Source organism: Chromatiales bacterium (assembly GCA_020445605.1).
In the GTDB taxonomy this organism is placed as follows: Bacteria; Pseudomonadota; Gammaproteobacteria; order JAGRGH01; family JAGRGH01; genus JAGRGH01.
The window spans coordinates 143,436-159,554 of record JAGRGH010000037.1; the positions used below are offsets into that span (position 1 = coordinate 143,436).

Here is a 16,119-nt window from a genome sequence, read left to right on the forward strand (position 1 = left end):
TCACGTGTCTGCGCCCAGGTCCTGCCGGTCGTCAATATCGCCATAGGCGCTGTGGATGCGCGCGGTCAGCGCGAGCGCCAGGGCGGTGGTTGCAACGCCCACGACGATCGCCGTCAGGATCAGCACGTGGGGCAACGGGTTCGAGTAGGGTGCGGCGCCGTCCTGCAGGATCGGAGCCGTGCCGTCGTGGACCTTGCCCATGGAAATAAACAGCATGAACACCGAGATCTGAAACAGGTTCAGGCCGATGATCTTGCGAATCAGGTTACGGCTGCCGATCACGATATAAAACCCGGTCATCATCAGAACGATGACCGCCCAGTAGTTGTACAGTCCGAGGGCGAGTTCCATCAGTCCGGCTCGCCGTAGCCCGTGAACGCGTAGAACAGACCGATCATCACACTTGCAACGGTGATGCCGACGCCGAGTTCGATCAGCAGTATTCCAAGATGCTGGCCCTGTACCGGGTTATGGGCGAGTACTGCGTAGTCGAGATACTGCCCGCCGAGCAACATGCCGGCGACACCCACACCGGCGTACAGCAGCACGCCGGATGCGCTCAGCACCCGAATGGCGGCGCGTGGAACGACACGGATCAGCGCATCGACTCCGTACACGAGGCCGTAGAGGATCATTCCGGCGGCGAAAATCACGCCGGCCTGAAAGCCGCCGCCCGGGCCATAGTCGCCATGGAACTGCACGTACAGTGCGAACAGCAGGATCAGCGGGATCAAGAGCTTCGCGACCAGGCGAACGATCAGGTGGTGTTCCATCACTCGGTCTCGTGATCGAACTCGCAGTCGGGGCGTCGACGGCGACCGCGGTGCAGGCCGATCAGGCCGAGCACGCTGATGCCGGCCGTGAAGATGACGGTGACCTCGCCCAGCGTGTCATAGCCGCGATAGCTCGCAAGCACGGAGGTCACGATGTTCGGGATGCCGATCTCCGTGCCGGACGCTTCCACGTAGCGCGGAACGACATGCTGCATGGCCGGCGCGTCCGGGTCGCCGTAGTGCGGCATGTCCAGCGTGCCGTAGATCAGCAGGGCGCCAGTCAGCACGACCGCCAGCAGGCGCGGCAGTGAGTGCTGGAAGGGCATCGCGCGTGCGCATCCGGTGATCCCGAGGGTCGCCAGCATGAGGATCGTCGAGACGCCTGCGCCGACGGCGGCCTCGGTGAAGGCGACGTCCACTGCATCCATGACCACGAACAGCGACGCCGACAACAGGCTGAACAGCCCGAGCAGCATCGTCGCGGTGAACAGGTTGCGCTGCCACATCACCGCAAGTGCGGTCACCGCGAGCAGGGCGAACAGCACAATGTCGATCAGCAGTTCGATGGCTGCGACTCCCCACTGCGCTCGCCAACCACAGGCCGCAGTCCGCCGTGCGCCGCCGCCTTTGCCAGCGCATGGGTTGCCGTGGGGCCGGTGAGCAGCAGAAACACACCGATCAGGACCAGCTTCACGGCGGTCAGCCAGTCGTCGCTTTGCAGCAGCATGGCCATCAGCAGCGGCAGGGTGCCGCCGGTATCGATGATGCTGGCGGCATGCACGCGCGTGAAAAATTCCGGAAAACGCAGCAGTCCCACGCCGCCCGAAATCAGAAAAATCCCCGCGGTCACGATCAGCAGCCATGCAGCGACATCGAAGGCGACGCTCACGACGCGTTCCCGTCGTGATGACCCTGGCGCGACGGAACACCCAGATCGCGTGACTCGAAGAACTTCAGCACGGCGAGCGTGCCGATGAAATTGATCAGCGCGTAGACCAGCGCGATGTCCAGAAAGGCGGGGCGGCCGGTCATGAAACCGAACAGCGCGATCAGCAGCACGGTCTTGGTGCCGAAGGCATTGAGCGCGAGCAGGCGGTCGTAGACCGTTGGTCCGGCCAGCGCGCGGACCAGCCCCATGGCCATGGCGATCAGGACCGCGATCAATGCCGCCACGAACATCAGCGTTCGCCCTCGACCGCGCAGATGCGGCGGTTCATCTCGCCCGCCCGCAGGGTCTCGAGTCCAGCGGCCGTCAGCGCGTGCACGCGCAGTCGTTGGTCGACGAGGTCCAGCGTGACCGTGCCCGGTGTCAGGGTGATGGAGTTTCCGTAGATCGTGCGCCCGGCCGGGGTGCGCTGGCCGGCCTCGAGCCAGCCGACCGCGGGCCTTGGGCGTCGGCGCGACCATACGACCCGCAGCACGTCGACGTTGGATGACGCGATTTCGCGGGCGAGCCAGGCCCAGTACGCCAGCAGACGCAGGGGGCGCAGATGCAGCGGGTAGGACTCACCGTCGACCACGTCCATGCGATAGGCGAGCCAAGTCACCAGCGCCACGGAGACGGCGCCCAGGCCGAGCAGCAGTGGGTCGGTCATTCCCGAAAGAAGCCACCACAGTACCGAGAGCACCACAATCAGGCCAAGCAGGTGTTTCATAGATCGCGCGATGATACCCGAGCGCCGCTTGGGCCTGAAATTCCCGCGCCTTGCGGCCCGGGCCGCCTGCGCGGATCAGAGCTTTCCGCGGCACGGGGAAGTGCCGCCACAACGACGGCTGCAAGCCGTTGAGAATGAAAGAAAACGAAAAATCACATTTCTTTGTTTTCGGTGCTCTGGCAATCCGGGGCAGACTGAACAGGCCCTAATTCAGCCGCGCAACGCTGTGCTTGAGATTCGCCACCCGCTGGCGAATCTCGGTGTGATCGCCAATGTCGTGGGATACCAGCAGATAGCGTTCGTAGTCCGCGAGTGCCGCACGGGCACATTCCATCTGCTCGTAGATGACACCGCGGTCGCGGATCTCGATCGGCAGGTCCGGCGTGAGCGCGAAGATCATTGTGCTGATTTCCAGCGCCTTGCCGTAGAGGTGCTGGTGGAAATAGATGCCCTTCAGGTTGCGCAGCCAGCGCAACAGCAGATCGCGTTTCGAACAGGCCCTCAGGAGATCCGGCAGCGTTTCCGGGTCGAACTCGGATTGACTCTCGTTTTCGCCGTCCTCGACGAGCAGGGCGATGAGGGCGTCGTCGTCCAGCATGCGTCCCTCGCCGAACGGATCGATGATGATCTCGCCGGCGGGTGATACATGTTTGACGAGAAAACGCTGCGGAAACGAGATCCCGGCCAGCGGCAGTCCGAGTCGCATGCCGACTTCTAGATAGACGAGCGAAAGCGAGATCGGGATCCCTTCGCGCCGATCCAGCACCTCGTTCAGATAGCTGTTGCGTGGATCGTAATAGGCGTTCTGCGCGGGGTGAAATCCGTTTTCGCGAAACAGGTATCGCGACAGTGTCTGCACCTGCATGACCGGTGGCAGGGTGTCGCGAAACACCGGTGCGAGTCCGTCGGCGAGTCGGTCCAGCTCCGCGAGGTAGTGGGCCGGGTCGATCTCCGGGTATGCGTGCCGGGCGATTTCGAGCGCGGCGCGGGCCAGATCGATCTGCGCGTCCGCAGCGGCAACCACTTCGCGAAAGCCGTCCAAGGCCCGCTCGGCGGGCTTCATTCGGCGGTGCTCGCGGCCGCGTCGCGGCTCAGGAATGCCGCGCCCGCGGTTGCCGGCGCGCGGTACCAGTCCAGCTTATCGCGCAGTTCGACCACGCGGCCGACGATCAGCAGGGTTGGTGGTTGCGGCCGGGTCTGTTCAATGACCCTCTCGAGCGTCCCGAGCGTGGCGACATGTACGCGCTGCGCCGGGGTCGTGCCCTGTTCGACGAGCGCGGCCGGCAGGTCGGCGGGTGCGCCATGGGCAATCAGCTGGCGCGCGATCTCGGCAATGCCGACCAGCCCCATGTAGAACACCACGGTCTGGTCGGGTTGCGCCAGCATCGGCCAGTTGAGTTCGATGCTGCCGTCCTTGCGATGCCCGGTGACGAAGCTGCACGACTGGGCATAGTCGCGGTGGGTCAGCGGGATGCCCGCATACGCCGCGCAGCCGCTGGCCGCGGTAATGCCCGGCACGACTTGGAACGGGATGCCTTCGCGGGCCAGCGTGTCGATCTCCTCGCCGCCGCGGCCAAAAATGAACGGGTCGCCGCCCTTGAGCCGCAGGACGCGCTTGCCCTCGCGGGCCAGGCGCACGAGCGTCGCGTTGATCTGCTCCTGGCGCATGGCGTGGTCCGAGCGTGCCTTTCCGACGTAGATGCGCTCGGCATCGCGCCGCACCATGTCCAGCACCGCGGGCGCGACCAGCCGGTCGTAGAGCACGACATCGGCCTGCTGCATCAGGCGGAAGGCCTTGAAGGTCAGCAAGTCCGGGTCGCCCGGGCCGCCGCCGACCAGGTAGACCTCACCGGTCTCCGGTCCTTCGCCGGCCGTACGGTCGATCGCGAGATTGAGTTCGGCCTCGGCTTCGGCGTCGTGACCGGCGAACACGCGCTCGGCAATCGGTCCGCTCAGCACGCGCTCCCAGAAGTGGCGTCTGCGTGCGGGGTCGATGATTTTTGCGGCGACGTGTTCGCGGAACTTCCCGGCAAGTGTCGCCAGTCGTCCATAGGCGGCGGGGATCAGCGTCTCGAGGCGCGCGCGAATCTGACGCGCGAGCACCGGGGAGGCGCCGCCCGTGCCGACGGCGATGATGACCGGCGAGCGGTCGACGATCGACGGCACCGCCACGTCACCGGCTGCGACGTCGTCGACGACATTGACGGGAATCCCGCGCGCTTTGGCTTCTGCGGCGACCGTCCGGTTGACCCCGGCGTCGTCGGTCGCCGCGATGATCAGGCGGGCGCCGTCGAGGTCGCCCGACGCATACGGCCGCGGCAACAGTTCAATCTGGCCCTCGGCGGCACACTGGCGCAGGCCCGGGTGCGGATCGGGGCCAATCACGATAATTCGCGCCCGCGCGCGGCGCAGCAATGCGCACTTGCGGGTTGCGACCGCGCCGGCGCCGACCACCACGCAGCGGCGATCGCGCAGATCGAGAAAAACCGGGAAAAAATCCAAGGAATCAGACCGTTAAGGGTGGGGTTTCGGGCGGCAATCGCTTGTTATTTTAGCAAAGACTAATATACAATGGCGCCTATTGTAACGGCCCGTCCACCGAGGTCATCCGATGTTCATCAAAGAGATCGATGCGCGCAGTCTGGCCGACCGCCTGAACGCGGGTGACGACCTCATGCTGATCGATGTCCGCAGCGGCCCGGAGGTCGCGCAGGGCATGATCGAGGGTGGCCAGCACGTGCCCATGCACCTGCTGCCGTTGCGCCTTGCCGATATCCCTCGCAACAAGGACGTCGTGTTCTACTGCCGCAGCGGTGCGCGTTCCGCGCAGGTCTGCATGTGGCTCGGTCAGCAGGGTTTCGACAACGTCGTGAACCTGCGCGGCGGGGTGATTGCCTGGGCGCGCGAGGGTCTGTCTTTCGTGTTGCCCGACCAGCGCATGTACGCCTGACAGGTTCTCCGCCGTCGCTGCGCGGCGGAGGTCATCGCCCGCGGCGCGGTCTGTCCCCCGCGTTTGATCGACGTAGAGATCGGGCCAGTTTCGCGAATTTCCCAGCTATTTCCTGCCCGTTGAGCGGGCAAACCTTCCGGTCATCTGAAACCCTTTCCGCAGCATGCGGATTTCGCGCCCCGACCTGGTGCGTGGGCACGCCTTGCTCAATTTCTGCTTCGGTCGATCGCTCGACGTGCGACTCAGGGACGCGCGCCCTTGCATTTCTGATCTAAACTAGCGTTTAATTCAAACGTTCGTTTGAAACGAGCGATTGAGCGCGGCGGTGGCGGTCTTGTGCGCCTGTGTCGGCCGCTCTGCTCCAGGGTGTGAACCACTGATGTCGGATCTGTCCGCGACCAAGAACCGCATTCTCGATGCCGCCGAGGCCCTGTTCGCCGAGCAGGGAATCGGGCGCACCTCCCTGCGCCAGATCACGACGACGGCGGAGGTCAATCTTGCCGCCGTCAATTATCACTTCGGGTCCAAGGATGAACTGCTGGACGCCGTGTACGCGCGCCGCCTCAAGCCCATGAACGAGGAACGCCTGCGTCGGCTGGAAAGCCTTGAACATGCCGCGGGGGAGGCAGCCGTCGGTGTGGCGGAACTCATTGAAGCGTTCGTGGCCCCCGCGCTCGAACTGGTCCACGATCGAAGCCGCGGCGGCGCGCAGTTCATTCAACTGCTGGGGCGGACATTCACCGAACCGCAATCGTCACGCCAGGAGGCGGTACGAAATCTCTACCAGCCAGTCATCAAACGTTTCCGGGCGGCATTTGCACGCGCGTTGCCCGACCTTCCTGACCACGAACTGTATTGGCGCATGCACTTCCTGGTTGGCACGCTGGCCTACTGCATGACCGGCTCCGACCTGATGCGGCTGATTGCGTCCTGCCGCATGTGCAACCCGCTCGATCATGACGAGATGACGCGCCGTCTCACCGAGTTTTTTGCCGCCGGGATGACTGCGCCCGCGCGGCCCGAACCCGTCCAGCTGCAACGCCAGGTCGGCTGATCCGGTCCTGGTGTTCGAGGAGGATACGAACATGACGATTCTGTTCTGGCTCGCGATCTGGCTGATCGCGGTTTATCTCCTGTCCCGTACCCGTTTCGGGCTGCGCGCATGGACGGTCGGCGTGGGCGTGCTCTTGATCGTCGCGACTGCGCTGGGGCTGGCCCGCGGTATTCCCGGCGTGGTGGCCTGGGCCGCGTATGCCCTGCTGCTCGTGCCATTGAATATCGACATCCTGCGCCGCAACGCGCTGAGCGAGCCGATGATGCGTCGCATACGCGCCATGCTGCCGCCGATGTCGCAGACCGAACGCGACGCAATCGAGGCCGGCACCGTGGGTTGGGACGCAGAGCTGTTCAGCGGGCACCCGGACTGGAACCGGTTGTTCGCGACACCAGCCAGTTCGCTCAGCGCCGACGAGCAGGCATTCATCGACGGGCCGGTCGATGAACTCTGCGCGATGCTCGACGACTGGCAGATCACCGCCGAGCGCAACGATCTGCCACCCGAAGTCTGGACGTTCCTGAAGCGTAACCGCTTCTTCGGCATGATCATTCCGAAGGCCTATGGGGGCCTTGGTTTCAGCGCGCGCGCACATTCGGATGTGGTCATGAAGGTGTCCGCGCGAAGTGGCACCGCTGCCGTCACTGTGATGGTGCCGAACTCCCTTGGACCTGCGGAGCTGCTGCTACATTACGGCACGGAAGCACAGAAGAATCACTATCTGCCGCGGCTTGCGCGCGGCGAAGAAATCCCATGCTTTGCGCTGACCGGCCCGACCGCCGGTTCGGACGCCGCGTCAATGCCGGACTACGGCCTTGTGTGCAAGGGCGAGCACGACGGACGTGAAGTGCTTGGAATGCGCGTGACCTGGGAGAAGCGCTACATCACGCTCGGACCGGTCGCGACCGTGCTGGGTCTGGCGTTCCGTGTGTACGACCCGGATCACCTGCTTGGCGAGCAGGAAGATCTCGGCATCACCTGTGCGCTCATCCCGACCTCGACGCCGGGTGTCGAGATCGGCGATCGGCACTACCCCTTGAACGCCGCGTTCCAGAACGGTCCCAATCGCGGTCAGGACGTGTTCGTGCCGATGGACTGGGTCATCGGCGGGCGCGAGCAGATCGGCAACGGCTGGCGCATGCTCATGGACAGCCTGTCGGCCGGTCGGGGTATTTCGCTGCCTTCGCTTGGCGCGGGTGCCGGCAAGTACGCTGCAATGACCTCCGGCGCGTATGCCGCAGTGCGCCGTCAGTTCAACGTGGCGATTGGCAAGTTCGAAGGGATCGAGGAACCGCTGGCCCGCATCGGCGGGCTCGCCTATGCGATGGATGCGGCACGGCTGTTGACGGTGGCCGTCCTGGATGCGGGCGAAAAGCCGTCGGTGATTTCGGCGATCATGAAGTACAACAACACCGAAGGCATGCGTCAGGTGTTGAACGATGCAATGGACATTCATGGTGGCCGCGGCATCAGCATGGGCCCGCGCAACTATCTGGCGCGTGCGTATCAGCAGATCCCGATCTCGATCACCGTGGAAGGCGCGAACATTCTCACGCGTTCGCTGATCATCTTCGGGCAGGGCGCGATGCGTTGCCATCCGTATCTGCTCAAGGAAATCGAGACCGCCACCGCTGGAAATGTCGCTGCATTCGACACCGCGCTTTGGGGCCATATCGGCCACGTGATCCACAACAAGGCGCGTGCGTTTGTGTTCGGCATCAGCAACCTGTTCGCCGATTCGCCGGTCCGCGGTCCGACCGCCGGTTACTATCGTGCCGTCGAACGTTACAGCGCCGCGTTTGCGTTCCTCGCCGACAATGCGTTTCTTCTCCAGGGTGGCGAACTCAAGCGCCGCGAAAAACTCTCCGGCCGGTTCGCCGATGCACTCGGTCAACTGTTTTACGTGACGGCCGTGCTGAAACGTTTCGAGGACACCGGTCGTCCGGCCGATGATCTGCCGCTGGTGCACTGGGCCGCGCGGGACGGGCTGTTGAAAATCGAGTCTGCGCTCGATGGCATACTCGACAACTTTCCCATGCGCTGGTACGGCCGCCTGCTGCGCATCGTGGTGTTTCCGCTCGGTCGGCGCCAGCGTCGCCCCGATGACCGGCTTGGTCACCAGGTGGCGAACCTGTTGCAGAAACCGGGTTCGGCGCGCGATCGCCTGCTGGCCGGGTTGTATGTCTCGACCGATCCGAATGACGTTACCGGTCGGCTGGAGAATGCGTACCGTCTGGTCATGGACGCCGCCGCGGCCGAGCACGCCCTGCGCGAGGCCGGGCACCGGCCGCGGACGCGCCTCGGCGCGGACGATGGTCTGGACGAATTCGTTGCCAAGGGTGTTGTGACCGCCGCACAGGTCGAACAGGTGCGTGCCGCGCGCGCGGCAGTCGCCGATGTCGTGCAGGTCGACGCCTTCGCGCCGGACACGTCGGCCGCGGCCGCGTCCGCGGCACGTGACGAGGCGGCCTGATGCCGAGGACCGTGATCGCTGCTCGAATGCCTGTTTCCATCCGGCTTGCGTGCCCCCGTCCATGACGAATTCCAACGTGTATCCGCCGGACGCTCTGGCTGGTCGCACCGACATCGATGTCATCGACCGCGACGAAGCCCCCACGCTTGCCGCGTTGTTTCGCACCCGCGTGGCGCGCAGCGCCGAGCGGATTGCATACCGCGAGTACGATCCGGCGACCGGACACTGGGTCGGCTGGACCTGGAAGGCGGTCGCCGCGGAAGTCGCGCGCTGGCAGCGCGTGATCGAAGCGTATGGACTGTCACCGGGCGATCGTCTGGGGCTGCGTCTGCGCACGCGTCTGAGCTGGGCGGTCATCGACCAGGCCGCACTCGGGCTCGGGCTGGTCGTCGTACCCCTGTATGTCGACGACCGCGGCGAGAACTGTGCCTATGTCGCCGAGCATTCCGGCATCCGGCTGCTGATTCTCGAACGCCACGAGCAGTGGCTTGAGATGCGCGGGGCGGACTGTGAGCTGGGGGCGATCGAGCGCGTGATTCTGCTCGACGAAGCGCCGCCGCCGGACGCCGATACCTGCGTGGTGCATGCGGCGGAGCTGCTGGGCGCCGATGCGCCCGGTGCGTTGATCACGCACCCCGGCGAGCCCGACGAGCTTGCGACCATCATGTACACCTCCGGTACCACCGGCCGGCCGAAGGGCGTGATGCTCACGCACGGCAATCTGCTGTCGAATGCGCGCGATTCGCTGCACAGCGTGGCGGTATTTCCGACCGACTCGGCCCTGGCCTTCCTGCCGTGGTCGCATACGCTTGGCCGCACGACGGACTGTTATCTGGCGATGACCGGCGGTGTCGAGATCGCATTCTGTCGCTCGATTCCGGATCTGCCCGAAGACCTGCGCGCGATCCGACCGACGATGATGGTGGCGGTGCCGCGCATCTTCGAGCGGGTCTACCAGCGGCTGACCGAGAAGCTGGACGCGGGCCCGCGCTACGCGCGCTGGCTGTTCGATCGCGCGGTGTCGGTCGGAACCCGGCGCTTCGAGCATCAACAGGGACGCGCGCCCTGGCGCTGGTCGCTCTTGCTGTGGCCGCTGCTGGACCGTCTGGTTGCATCCAAGCTGCGCGCCGGCTTCGGCGGGCGCATCCGCCTGGCCGTGTCGGGTGGTGCGCCACTGCCGGTCCAGGTCGGTCGCGTATTCACGGCGCTGGGCATCAATGTCCTGCAGGGGTACGGGCTCACTGAATCCAGCCCGGTGATCACGATCAATCCGATTCAGGACAACAAACCCGATAGCATCGGGCTGCCGATCCGCAACGTGGAGATTCGCATCGGCGAGGGCGGCGAGCTGCTCGCGCGCGGACCGAACATCATGCGCGGCTATTGGCGAAACGACGAAGCCACTGCGGCCGCGATTGATTCGGACGGCTGGCTGCACACGGGCGATACCGCACGCATCGATCCCGATGGACATGTGTACATCACCGGCCGCATCAAGGACATCATCGTGCTCGCCAACGGCGAAAAACTGCCGCCGGTGGACATGGAGGCCGCGATCGGTGAAGACCCGCTGATCACTCAGGTGCTCATCGTCGGCGAAGGGCGGCCGTATCTGAGCGCCATTCTGGTCCTGCATCGCGATCGCTGGACGCAGTTCGCCCGGCAGAACGGACTGGATGCGGATGACCCGAATGCAGAGAACGCCCGTGAGCAACTCACAACGCGCGTCGCGGCGCGCATGCGCGCGTTTCCGGGTTATGCGCAGATCCATCAGGTGAGCGCGACCTTCGATGAATGGACGATCGACAATGGCCTGCTGACGCCGACGCTCAAGGTGAAGCGACCCAAGGCCATGGAGCGATACGCCGCGGAGATCGAGCAGATGTACGCGGGCCATTGATCTATCGTTTTTGCGGGACACTTTATGTTGAGCTATACCGACGAACGTCGTTCGATTCGCCGCGTGGCGGTGCTGGGCGCGGGGGTCATGGGCGCGCAGATCGCCGCGCATCTGGCCAATGCCTCGATCGGCGTGATCCTGTATGACCTGCCGGGTGACGGCGCGAATCGCAATGCGAATGTCGAACGCGCGATCGCCGGGCTCGCAAAGCTGCACCCGGCGCCACTGGCCCTGCCGGAATTGGCGCGGTTGATCGCCCCGGCAAACTACGATGACGATCTTGCCCGGCTTGCCGACTGCGATCTAGTGATCGAGGCGGTCAGTGAACGCATCGAGATCAAGCGTTTGCTGTATTCGCGCATCGTGAGCCACCTCAAGCCGAACGCGATCCTCGCGAGCAACACCTCGGGGCTCGGCATCGCGCGACTCGCGGCCGATCTTCCGGACGCGCTTCGGCCACGATTCTGTGGCGTGCACTTCTTCAACCCGCCGCGCTACATGCACCTCGTGGAACTGATCGGTCATCCCGGTACCGCGGCGGCCGTGCTGGATCGCCTCGAGGGCTTCTGCACCCAGGTGCTCGGCAAGGGCGTCGTGCGCGCAAAGGACCGGCCGAATTTCGTCGCCAACCGCATCGGTGTGTTCGCGATGCTGTCGGTGATTCATCACGCCGGTCGGCTCGGACTGCCGCTGGACCTCGTCGACCGGCTCACCGGTCCCGGCATCGGTCGACCGAAGAGTGCGACCTTCCGTACGGCTGATGTCGTAGGGCTGGACACCTTCGCGCACATCGTCGCCGAACTCCACGCGACATTGCCCGATGATCCCTGGCGATCGGTCTACCAGATGCCGGACTGGGCCAAAGCGCTGATCGATGCCGGCAACATCGGGCAGAAATCCGGCGCCGGCATCTATCGGAAGAACGGCAAGGACCTGCAGGTGTTCGACCCGGTGAGCGGCGACTACCGGCGTGTGCGCTCGGCGATGACCGATGCCACGCGCGAACTGCTCAACGAACGCGATCCAGTGGCGAAGTTCGAGCGCCTGCTGGCGCTCGACCATCCGCATGGCGAATTTCTGCGCGCGGTGCTCGCTGATCTGTTGCACTACAGCGCGGTATGGCTTGGCGACATCGCGGCCAATGCCCGAGACCTCGATCTGGCCATGCGCTGGGGTTACGGCTGGCGTCTTGGGCCGTTCGAAATCTGGCAGGCGATCGGTTTCCAGCGCGTCGCGCAGTGGCTCAGCGTCGAGATTGCGGAGGGTCGAACGCTCGCGTCGGTTGCGTTGCCGGATTGGGCGCGGGACCCGGCGCGGACCGGCGTGCATTTCCCCGCTGGCTCCTATTCCGCCGCGACCGGGCTCGACGAGCCGCCGTCCGCGCATCCCGTCTATCGGCGCCAGGCCGTGCGCGAGGGCGTGCTGGGCGCGGCGCAGGATGGCGGCACATCGGTGTTCGAGATGCCGGACGCGCGTCTGTGGCACGCCGGTGACGACATCGCGGTATTGAGTTTCAGGACCAAGATGCACACCGTCACGCCTGGTGTGATCGAGGCCGGACTGCGTGCCATCGAGGAAACCACGCGTGGGTTCAAAGGGCTGATCCTGTGGCAGGACAGCGATCCATTCTCGGCCGGCGCCAATCTCAAGGGCGCGATCGAGGCAACCGGGCGCGGAGACCTGGACTATGTGCGGCGGCTGATCGAGGACTTCCAGCAACTCACCATGGCGCTGAAACATTCGCCGGTGCCGACGGTGGCCGCCACGCGCGGGCTTGCGCTTGGTGGCGGCTGCGAACTGGTGCTGCATTGCGACCGCACCGTTGCTGCGTTCGAGACCTACATCGGCCTGGTCGAAACCGGCGTCGGATTGATCCCGGCTGCCGGTGGCAGCAAGGAACTCGCGCGCCGCGCGTCCGAGCAGACGCCGGATGGCAACGTTCTGCCGTATCTGCGCAGGGTATTCGAACAGGTGGCGATGGCGAAGGTGGCCGGCAATGCGATCGAGGCGCGCCGGTTTGGCTATCTGCGCGCGACCGATCCAATCGTGTTCAACGTGCACGAGCTGTTGCACGTCGCCCGCGCCGAGGTCAATTCTCTGTACGAAGCCGGCTATGTGCCGCCACCGCTGTCGAGTGAAATCGTCGTGGCTGGCGAGACCGGCCTTGGCATCTTCAACGCATTTCTGGCGAACATGCAGGCAGGCGGTTTCATTTCCGAGCACGATTACCTGATCGGGTCACGGCTGGCGCGCGTGCTCTGTGGCGGCGAGTTGCCAGAAGGCGCGCGTGTGGACGATGCCTGGCTGCTGCGCCTGGAACTCGAAACCTTCCTTGAACTCGCGGCCACGCCAAAGACGCAGGCGCGCATCGCGCATACGCTTTCGACCGGCAAACCGCTGCGGAACTGATGATGACAGCCATGGCCAAAACAATCTCTGACGCATATATCGTGGATGCCGTCCGTACACCCGTGGGCAAGGCGCCACGTGGCGGGCTGCGGCACACGCGTCCCGACGACCTGCTCGTGCATTGCCTGCGCGGATTGCTGGCGCGCAACGAAGGCGTCGACCCCGCTGCGATCGGCGATGTCATCGTCGGCTGCGCGATGCCCGAGGGCGAACAGGGCATGAACGTCGCGCGCATCGCGCTGTTGATGGCGGGGCTGCCGGAGTCGGTTCCGGGCGTCACGGTCAATCGTTTCTGCGCATCGGGTTTGCAGGCCGTCGCCTGGGCGGCGGACCGCATTCGTCTCGGCGAGGTCGACCTGATGATTGCCGCCGGCACCGAGAGCATGAGTCTCGTGCCCATGGGTGGTGCGAAGCCGGCCTACAATCCCGCGGTATTCGACGGCGATCACGATCTGGCGATCGCCTACGGCATGGGCATCACCGCCGAACGCGTCGCCGAGCGCTGGAAGGTCGACCGCGCGATGCAGGATGCGTTCGCACTGCAAAGCCACCAGCGCGCAGTCGCCGCGCAGGCTGCCGGTGCATTCGGCGCCGAGATCCTGCCGGTGACCGTGCGCGATGCGCGTCCGGACCGACATTCGGCGACGGTCGCCATCGCCGAACGCACCATCGCCCAGGACGAGGGCCCGCGTGCCGACACCTCGATCGATGTGCTGGCAAAACTGCGCAGCGTGTTTGCCGCGCGCGGCAGTGTCACGGCCGGCAACAGTTCGCAGACCAGCGACGGGGCGGGCGCCGTGTTGCTCGCGAGCGAAGCAGGGCTGAAACGGTTTGGACTTCGGCCGCGAGCACGGTTCCTGGGTTATGCCGTGTCCGGCGTGGCGCCGGAAGTCATGGGCATCGGTCCGGTGCGTGCGATTCCGCAGGCGCTCGCGCTGACAGGCGTACGTCAGGCCGATCTCGACTGGATCGAACTCAACGAGGCGTTCGCCGCGCAGAGCGTCGCGGTGATCAACGAACTCGGACTGGACCCGACGCGGGTCAATCCGCTCGGCGGCGCGATTGCGCTGGGACATCCGCTGGGCGCGACCGGGGCGATCCGCGCAGCGACACTGGTGCACGCGCTGGAGCGTGAGAAGCTGCGTTACGGCATGCTGACGATGTGCATCGGCACCGGCATGGGCGCGGCCGGTGTGTTCGAGCGGGTCAGCTGATTCGGCGTCAAGGTCGCGTGGCATCGTCTGCGACGAAACGAAATTCCGCGCGCACACCTGTGCGCAAACCGCCACTCATTTGGCGGTTGCTGGGCATTGCACTGATCATCGTTGAGCTTTTCGTGCTTCCACCACTGATTTGGGGAAACACTTGGGTCAATTTGCCCGCGGCGGGAATCTGGTTTAACCGCGATGGTTACCGACCCGCAAGCTTCGAGGTTCAGAAATTCCACGTAGATATCGTCCCGAGCGGCGAAGCGTCCAAAACGAGGAGGTATTTCACCGGCGCGGTGGATGGCAAGCCCTTTTCAATGAAGACCACTTTCGCGGCCTACCTGCCGGAATTGGTGCCGGTCTTGCAGGTTCAGGAGACCGGTATGCATTCCCTGAACACCCGCGTGGACGTGTGGGTCAACCCGGCCATGAGCGGTTCGTGGTTCGCCCGTGAACACGGGCTTGTTCCGCGCGTCCCGGGTTTCTTTGACTCGATGCGGGACCGGCTTCTTGTCTATGTGGGTCTCTGGGCGGCGTTTGTTGGGATTCTGCTCGTGATGTGGTGGCTGCCGCGCCGCGCTCGACGAAGGATCTGAACTTGCGTGAGCCTGTTCATTCAGCAGTGCCAGGCGCACATCGTGGGAACGAACCTGGCAGCCGGATGCTGATCGATCATCGCGTATCGTTCGATTTCGAACACATCGTTCAGGCGAGAACGGCTGAAGTCGGTCTCGATGGCGACGACACGTATCCTTTGGGCAACTCTGAATAATCCAGAGTATGCCGCCTCACGAGATTGCTACCCGGGTTCGGTCCGACGCATCATCACGATGGCCTGCGGCTGTCGCTGCGTGACATAGCCCAACGGCATCTGCGGCGTATTGTGGGCGATGCCGATCTCGGCGTCGGCATTCACGGCGATGAGGCCGATTTCTGTGCAGCCGGCGCTCAGCAGATCGCGAACTGCAAGGTCGACGGCCGCTTGCGCGCCTGATCCGACAGCGATCCGATCAGCCACGCGACGGGCGCTGGCAAGGCGGATCATGTACTCGCCGCGCCCGGTGGCGGAAACCGCAGCGCGGCGGTCGGCGTAGGTGCCGGCACCCGGGATCGGGCTGTCACCGATGCGTCCCGGCAGCTTGTCGTGCACTCCACCGGTGGAGGTCGCCGCGGCGAGTCGGCCGGTATGATCCAGCGCCACCGCGCCGACGGTGTTGCCAGCGGTCCGCCCGCCGCCGTCGCTTTGTGCCGCTGCGGCGCGGCGTGCCTGCGTGATCGGGTCGTGATCGGCATGGCCGTGCTCGCGCGCGAAGCGCTGCGCGCCGGGGCCGGCGAGCAGTACGTGATCGGTGTGGCGCATGACGTCGCGCGCGACCAGGATCGGATTGCGCACGCGCTGGATCGCCGCCACGGCGCCAGCCTGCATGCCGTCGCCCAGCATCAATGCGGCATCCATTTCGACTTCACCGGCGCGGTTCAGCACTGACCCGGTGCCGGCGTTGAACAGCGGGTCGTCTTCGAGCACCACAACCGCGGCGACCACCGCGTCGTCCGCGCAGCCGCCGCCAGCAAGGACATTGCGACCCGCCTCGAGCGCGGTGCGGATGCCATCCAGCACCGCGTCCGGATCCGCATCCCGCCATTGGCCGGCACCGCCATGCACGGCGATCGCCCAGCCGCAGCCGGTCATTCGGCTG

Annotated in this window: 16 protein-coding genes; 7 read left to right on the top strand and 9 right to left on the bottom strand. The window is 65.1% G+C overall.

What is annotated here, in order from left to right; genetic code table 11:
* From KDG50_07745 to cobA, 8 genes are all read right to left on the bottom strand, one after another.
* Positions 1–351, bottom strand: coding sequence for a cation:proton antiporter subunit C (locus KDG50_07745; GenBank protein MCB1865311.1), 351 nt, complete (start codon positions 349–351; stop codon positions 1–3).
* On the bottom strand, positions 351–773 hold the full coding sequence (locus KDG50_07750; protein ID MCB1865312.1) for a Na(+)/H(+) antiporter subunit B: 423 nt from the start codon (positions 771–773) through the stop codon (positions 351–353). The genes KDG50_07745 and KDG50_07750 overlap by 1 nt, the downstream gene beginning before the upstream one ends.
* Positions 773–1,318: a DUF4040 domain-containing protein gene (locus tag KDG50_07755; protein MCB1865313.1), complete on the bottom strand. Its 546-nt coding sequence runs from the start codon at positions 1,316–1,318 to the stop codon at positions 773–775. The genes KDG50_07750 and KDG50_07755 overlap by 1 nt, the downstream gene beginning before the upstream one ends.
* Before the next feature lie 8 nt (positions 1,319–1,326).
* Positions 1,327–1,662, bottom strand: coding sequence for a monovalent cation/H(+) antiporter subunit G (locus tag KDG50_07760; protein MCB1865314.1), 336 nt, complete (start codon positions 1,660–1,662; stop codon positions 1,327–1,329).
* Complete coding sequence (locus tag KDG50_07765) at positions 1,659–1,952, bottom strand: cation:proton antiporter (protein MCB1865315.1); 294 nt, start codon at positions 1,950–1,952, stop codon at positions 1,659–1,661. Before KDG50_07765 ends, KDG50_07760 begins: the two co-directional genes overlap by 4 nt.
* Entirely contained in the window at positions 1,952–2,428 is a 477-nt protein-coding gene (locus KDG50_07770) for a Na+/H+ antiporter subunit E (protein MCB1865316.1), read from the bottom strand. Before KDG50_07770 ends, KDG50_07765 begins: the two co-directional genes overlap by 1 nt.
* A gap of 205 nt (positions 2,429–2,633) precedes the next feature.
* Positions 2,634–3,491 carry a tetratricopeptide repeat protein gene (locus KDG50_07775; GenBank protein MCB1865317.1) on the bottom strand — a complete coding sequence of 286 codons (858 nt, stop codon included), beginning with the start codon at positions 3,489–3,491 and terminating at the stop codon, positions 2,634–2,636.
* Positions 3,488–4,930, bottom strand: a complete 1,443-nt coding sequence (gene cobA / locus KDG50_07780; GenBank protein ID MCB1865318.1) for a uroporphyrinogen-III C-methyltransferase — start codon at positions 4,928–4,930, stop codon at positions 3,488–3,490. Before cobA ends, KDG50_07775 begins: the two co-directional genes overlap by 4 nt.
* Positions 4,931–5,039: 109 nt before the next feature.
* Between cobA and KDG50_07785 the strand changes: the two genes are divergently transcribed.
* From KDG50_07785 to KDG50_07815, 7 genes are all read left to right on the top strand, one after another.
* Positions 5,040–5,378 carry a sulfurtransferase gene (locus KDG50_07785; protein MCB1865319.1) on the top strand — a complete coding sequence of 113 codons (339 nt, stop codon included), beginning with the start codon at positions 5,040–5,042 and terminating at the stop codon, positions 5,376–5,378.
* 313 nt (positions 5,379–5,691) lie between these two features.
* Entirely contained in the window at positions 5,692–6,432 is a 741-nt protein-coding gene (locus KDG50_07790; protein MCB1865320.1) for a TetR family transcriptional regulator, read from the top strand.
* Positions 6,433–6,463: 31 nt separating this feature from the next.
* The gene (locus KDG50_07795) at positions 6,464–8,905 is read left to right on the top strand and encodes an acyl-CoA dehydrogenase (GenBank protein ID MCB1865321.1); all 2,442 of its coding nucleotides are present in this window, start codon (positions 6,464–6,466) and stop codon (positions 8,903–8,905) included.
* A gap of 61 nt (positions 8,906–8,966) precedes the next feature.
* A complete protein-coding gene (locus tag KDG50_07800) occupies positions 8,967–10,805 on the top strand; it encodes a long-chain fatty acid--CoA ligase (GenBank protein ID MCB1865322.1) in 1,839 nt (612 codons plus the stop codon).
* 24 nt (positions 10,806–10,829) lie between these two features.
* Positions 10,830–13,214, top strand: coding sequence for a 3-hydroxyacyl-CoA dehydrogenase/enoyl-CoA hydratase family protein (locus tag KDG50_07805; protein ID MCB1865323.1), 2,385 nt, complete (start codon positions 10,830–10,832; stop codon positions 13,212–13,214).
* 11 nt (positions 13,215–13,225) lie between these two features.
* The gene (locus tag KDG50_07810; protein MCB1865324.1) at positions 13,226–14,428 is read left to right on the top strand and encodes an acetyl-CoA C-acyltransferase; all 1,203 of its coding nucleotides are present in this window, start codon (positions 13,226–13,228) and stop codon (positions 14,426–14,428) included.
* Between the two features lie 17 nt (positions 14,429–14,445).
* Entirely contained in the window at positions 14,446–15,018 is a 573-nt protein-coding gene (locus KDG50_07815; GenBank protein ID MCB1865325.1) for a hypothetical protein, read from the top strand.
* Between the two features lie 203 nt (positions 15,019–15,221).
* Here the strand turns inward: KDG50_07815 and KDG50_07820 are convergent, their stop codons facing one another.
* Positions 15,222–16,112, bottom strand: a complete 891-nt coding sequence (locus tag KDG50_07820; GenBank protein ID MCB1865326.1) for an isoaspartyl peptidase/L-asparaginase — start codon at positions 16,110–16,112, stop codon at positions 15,222–15,224.
* Positions 16,113–16,119: the final 7 nt, after the last annotated feature.

Excerpts from the sequence above, each read along its gene's own strand:
- KDG50_07795 (MCB1865321.1), top strand. The coding sequence starts at position 6,464 with ATGACGATTCTGTTCTGGCTCGCGATCTGGCTGATCGCGGTTTATCTC.
- KDG50_07820 (MCB1865326.1), bottom strand. The coding sequence starts at position 16,112 with ATGACCGGCTGCGGCTGGGCGATCGCCGTGCATGGCGGTGCCGGCCAA.
- KDG50_07810 (MCB1865324.1), top strand. The coding sequence starts at position 13,226 with ATGGCCAAAACAATCTCTGACGCATATATCGTGGATGCCGTCCGTACA.
- KDG50_07750 (MCB1865312.1), bottom strand. The coding sequence starts at position 773 with ATGGAACACCACCTGATCGTTCGCCTGGTCGCGAAGCTCTTGATCCCG.
- KDG50_07745 (MCB1865311.1), bottom strand. The coding sequence starts at position 351 with ATGGAACTCGCCCTCGGACTGTACAACTACTGGGCGGTCATCGTTCTG.
- KDG50_07785 (MCB1865319.1), top strand. The coding sequence starts at position 5,040 with ATGTTCATCAAAGAGATCGATGCGCGCAGTCTGGCCGACCGCCTGAAC.
- KDG50_07775 (MCB1865317.1), bottom strand. The coding sequence starts at position 3,491 with ATGAAGCCCGCCGAGCGGGCCTTGGACGGCTTTCGCGAAGTGGTTGCC.
- KDG50_07765 (MCB1865315.1), bottom strand. The coding sequence starts at position 1,952 with ATGTTCGTGGCGGCATTGATCGCGGTCCTGATCGCCATGGCCATGGGG.
- KDG50_07805 (MCB1865323.1), top strand. The coding sequence starts at position 10,830 with ATGTTGAGCTATACCGACGAACGTCGTTCGATTCGCCGCGTGGCGGTG.
- KDG50_07800 (MCB1865322.1), top strand. The coding sequence starts at position 8,967 with ATGACGAATTCCAACGTGTATCCGCCGGACGCTCTGGCTGGTCGCACC.
- KDG50_07770 (MCB1865316.1), bottom strand. The coding sequence starts at position 2,428 with ATGAAACACCTGCTTGGCCTGATTGTGGTGCTCTCGGTACTGTGGTGG.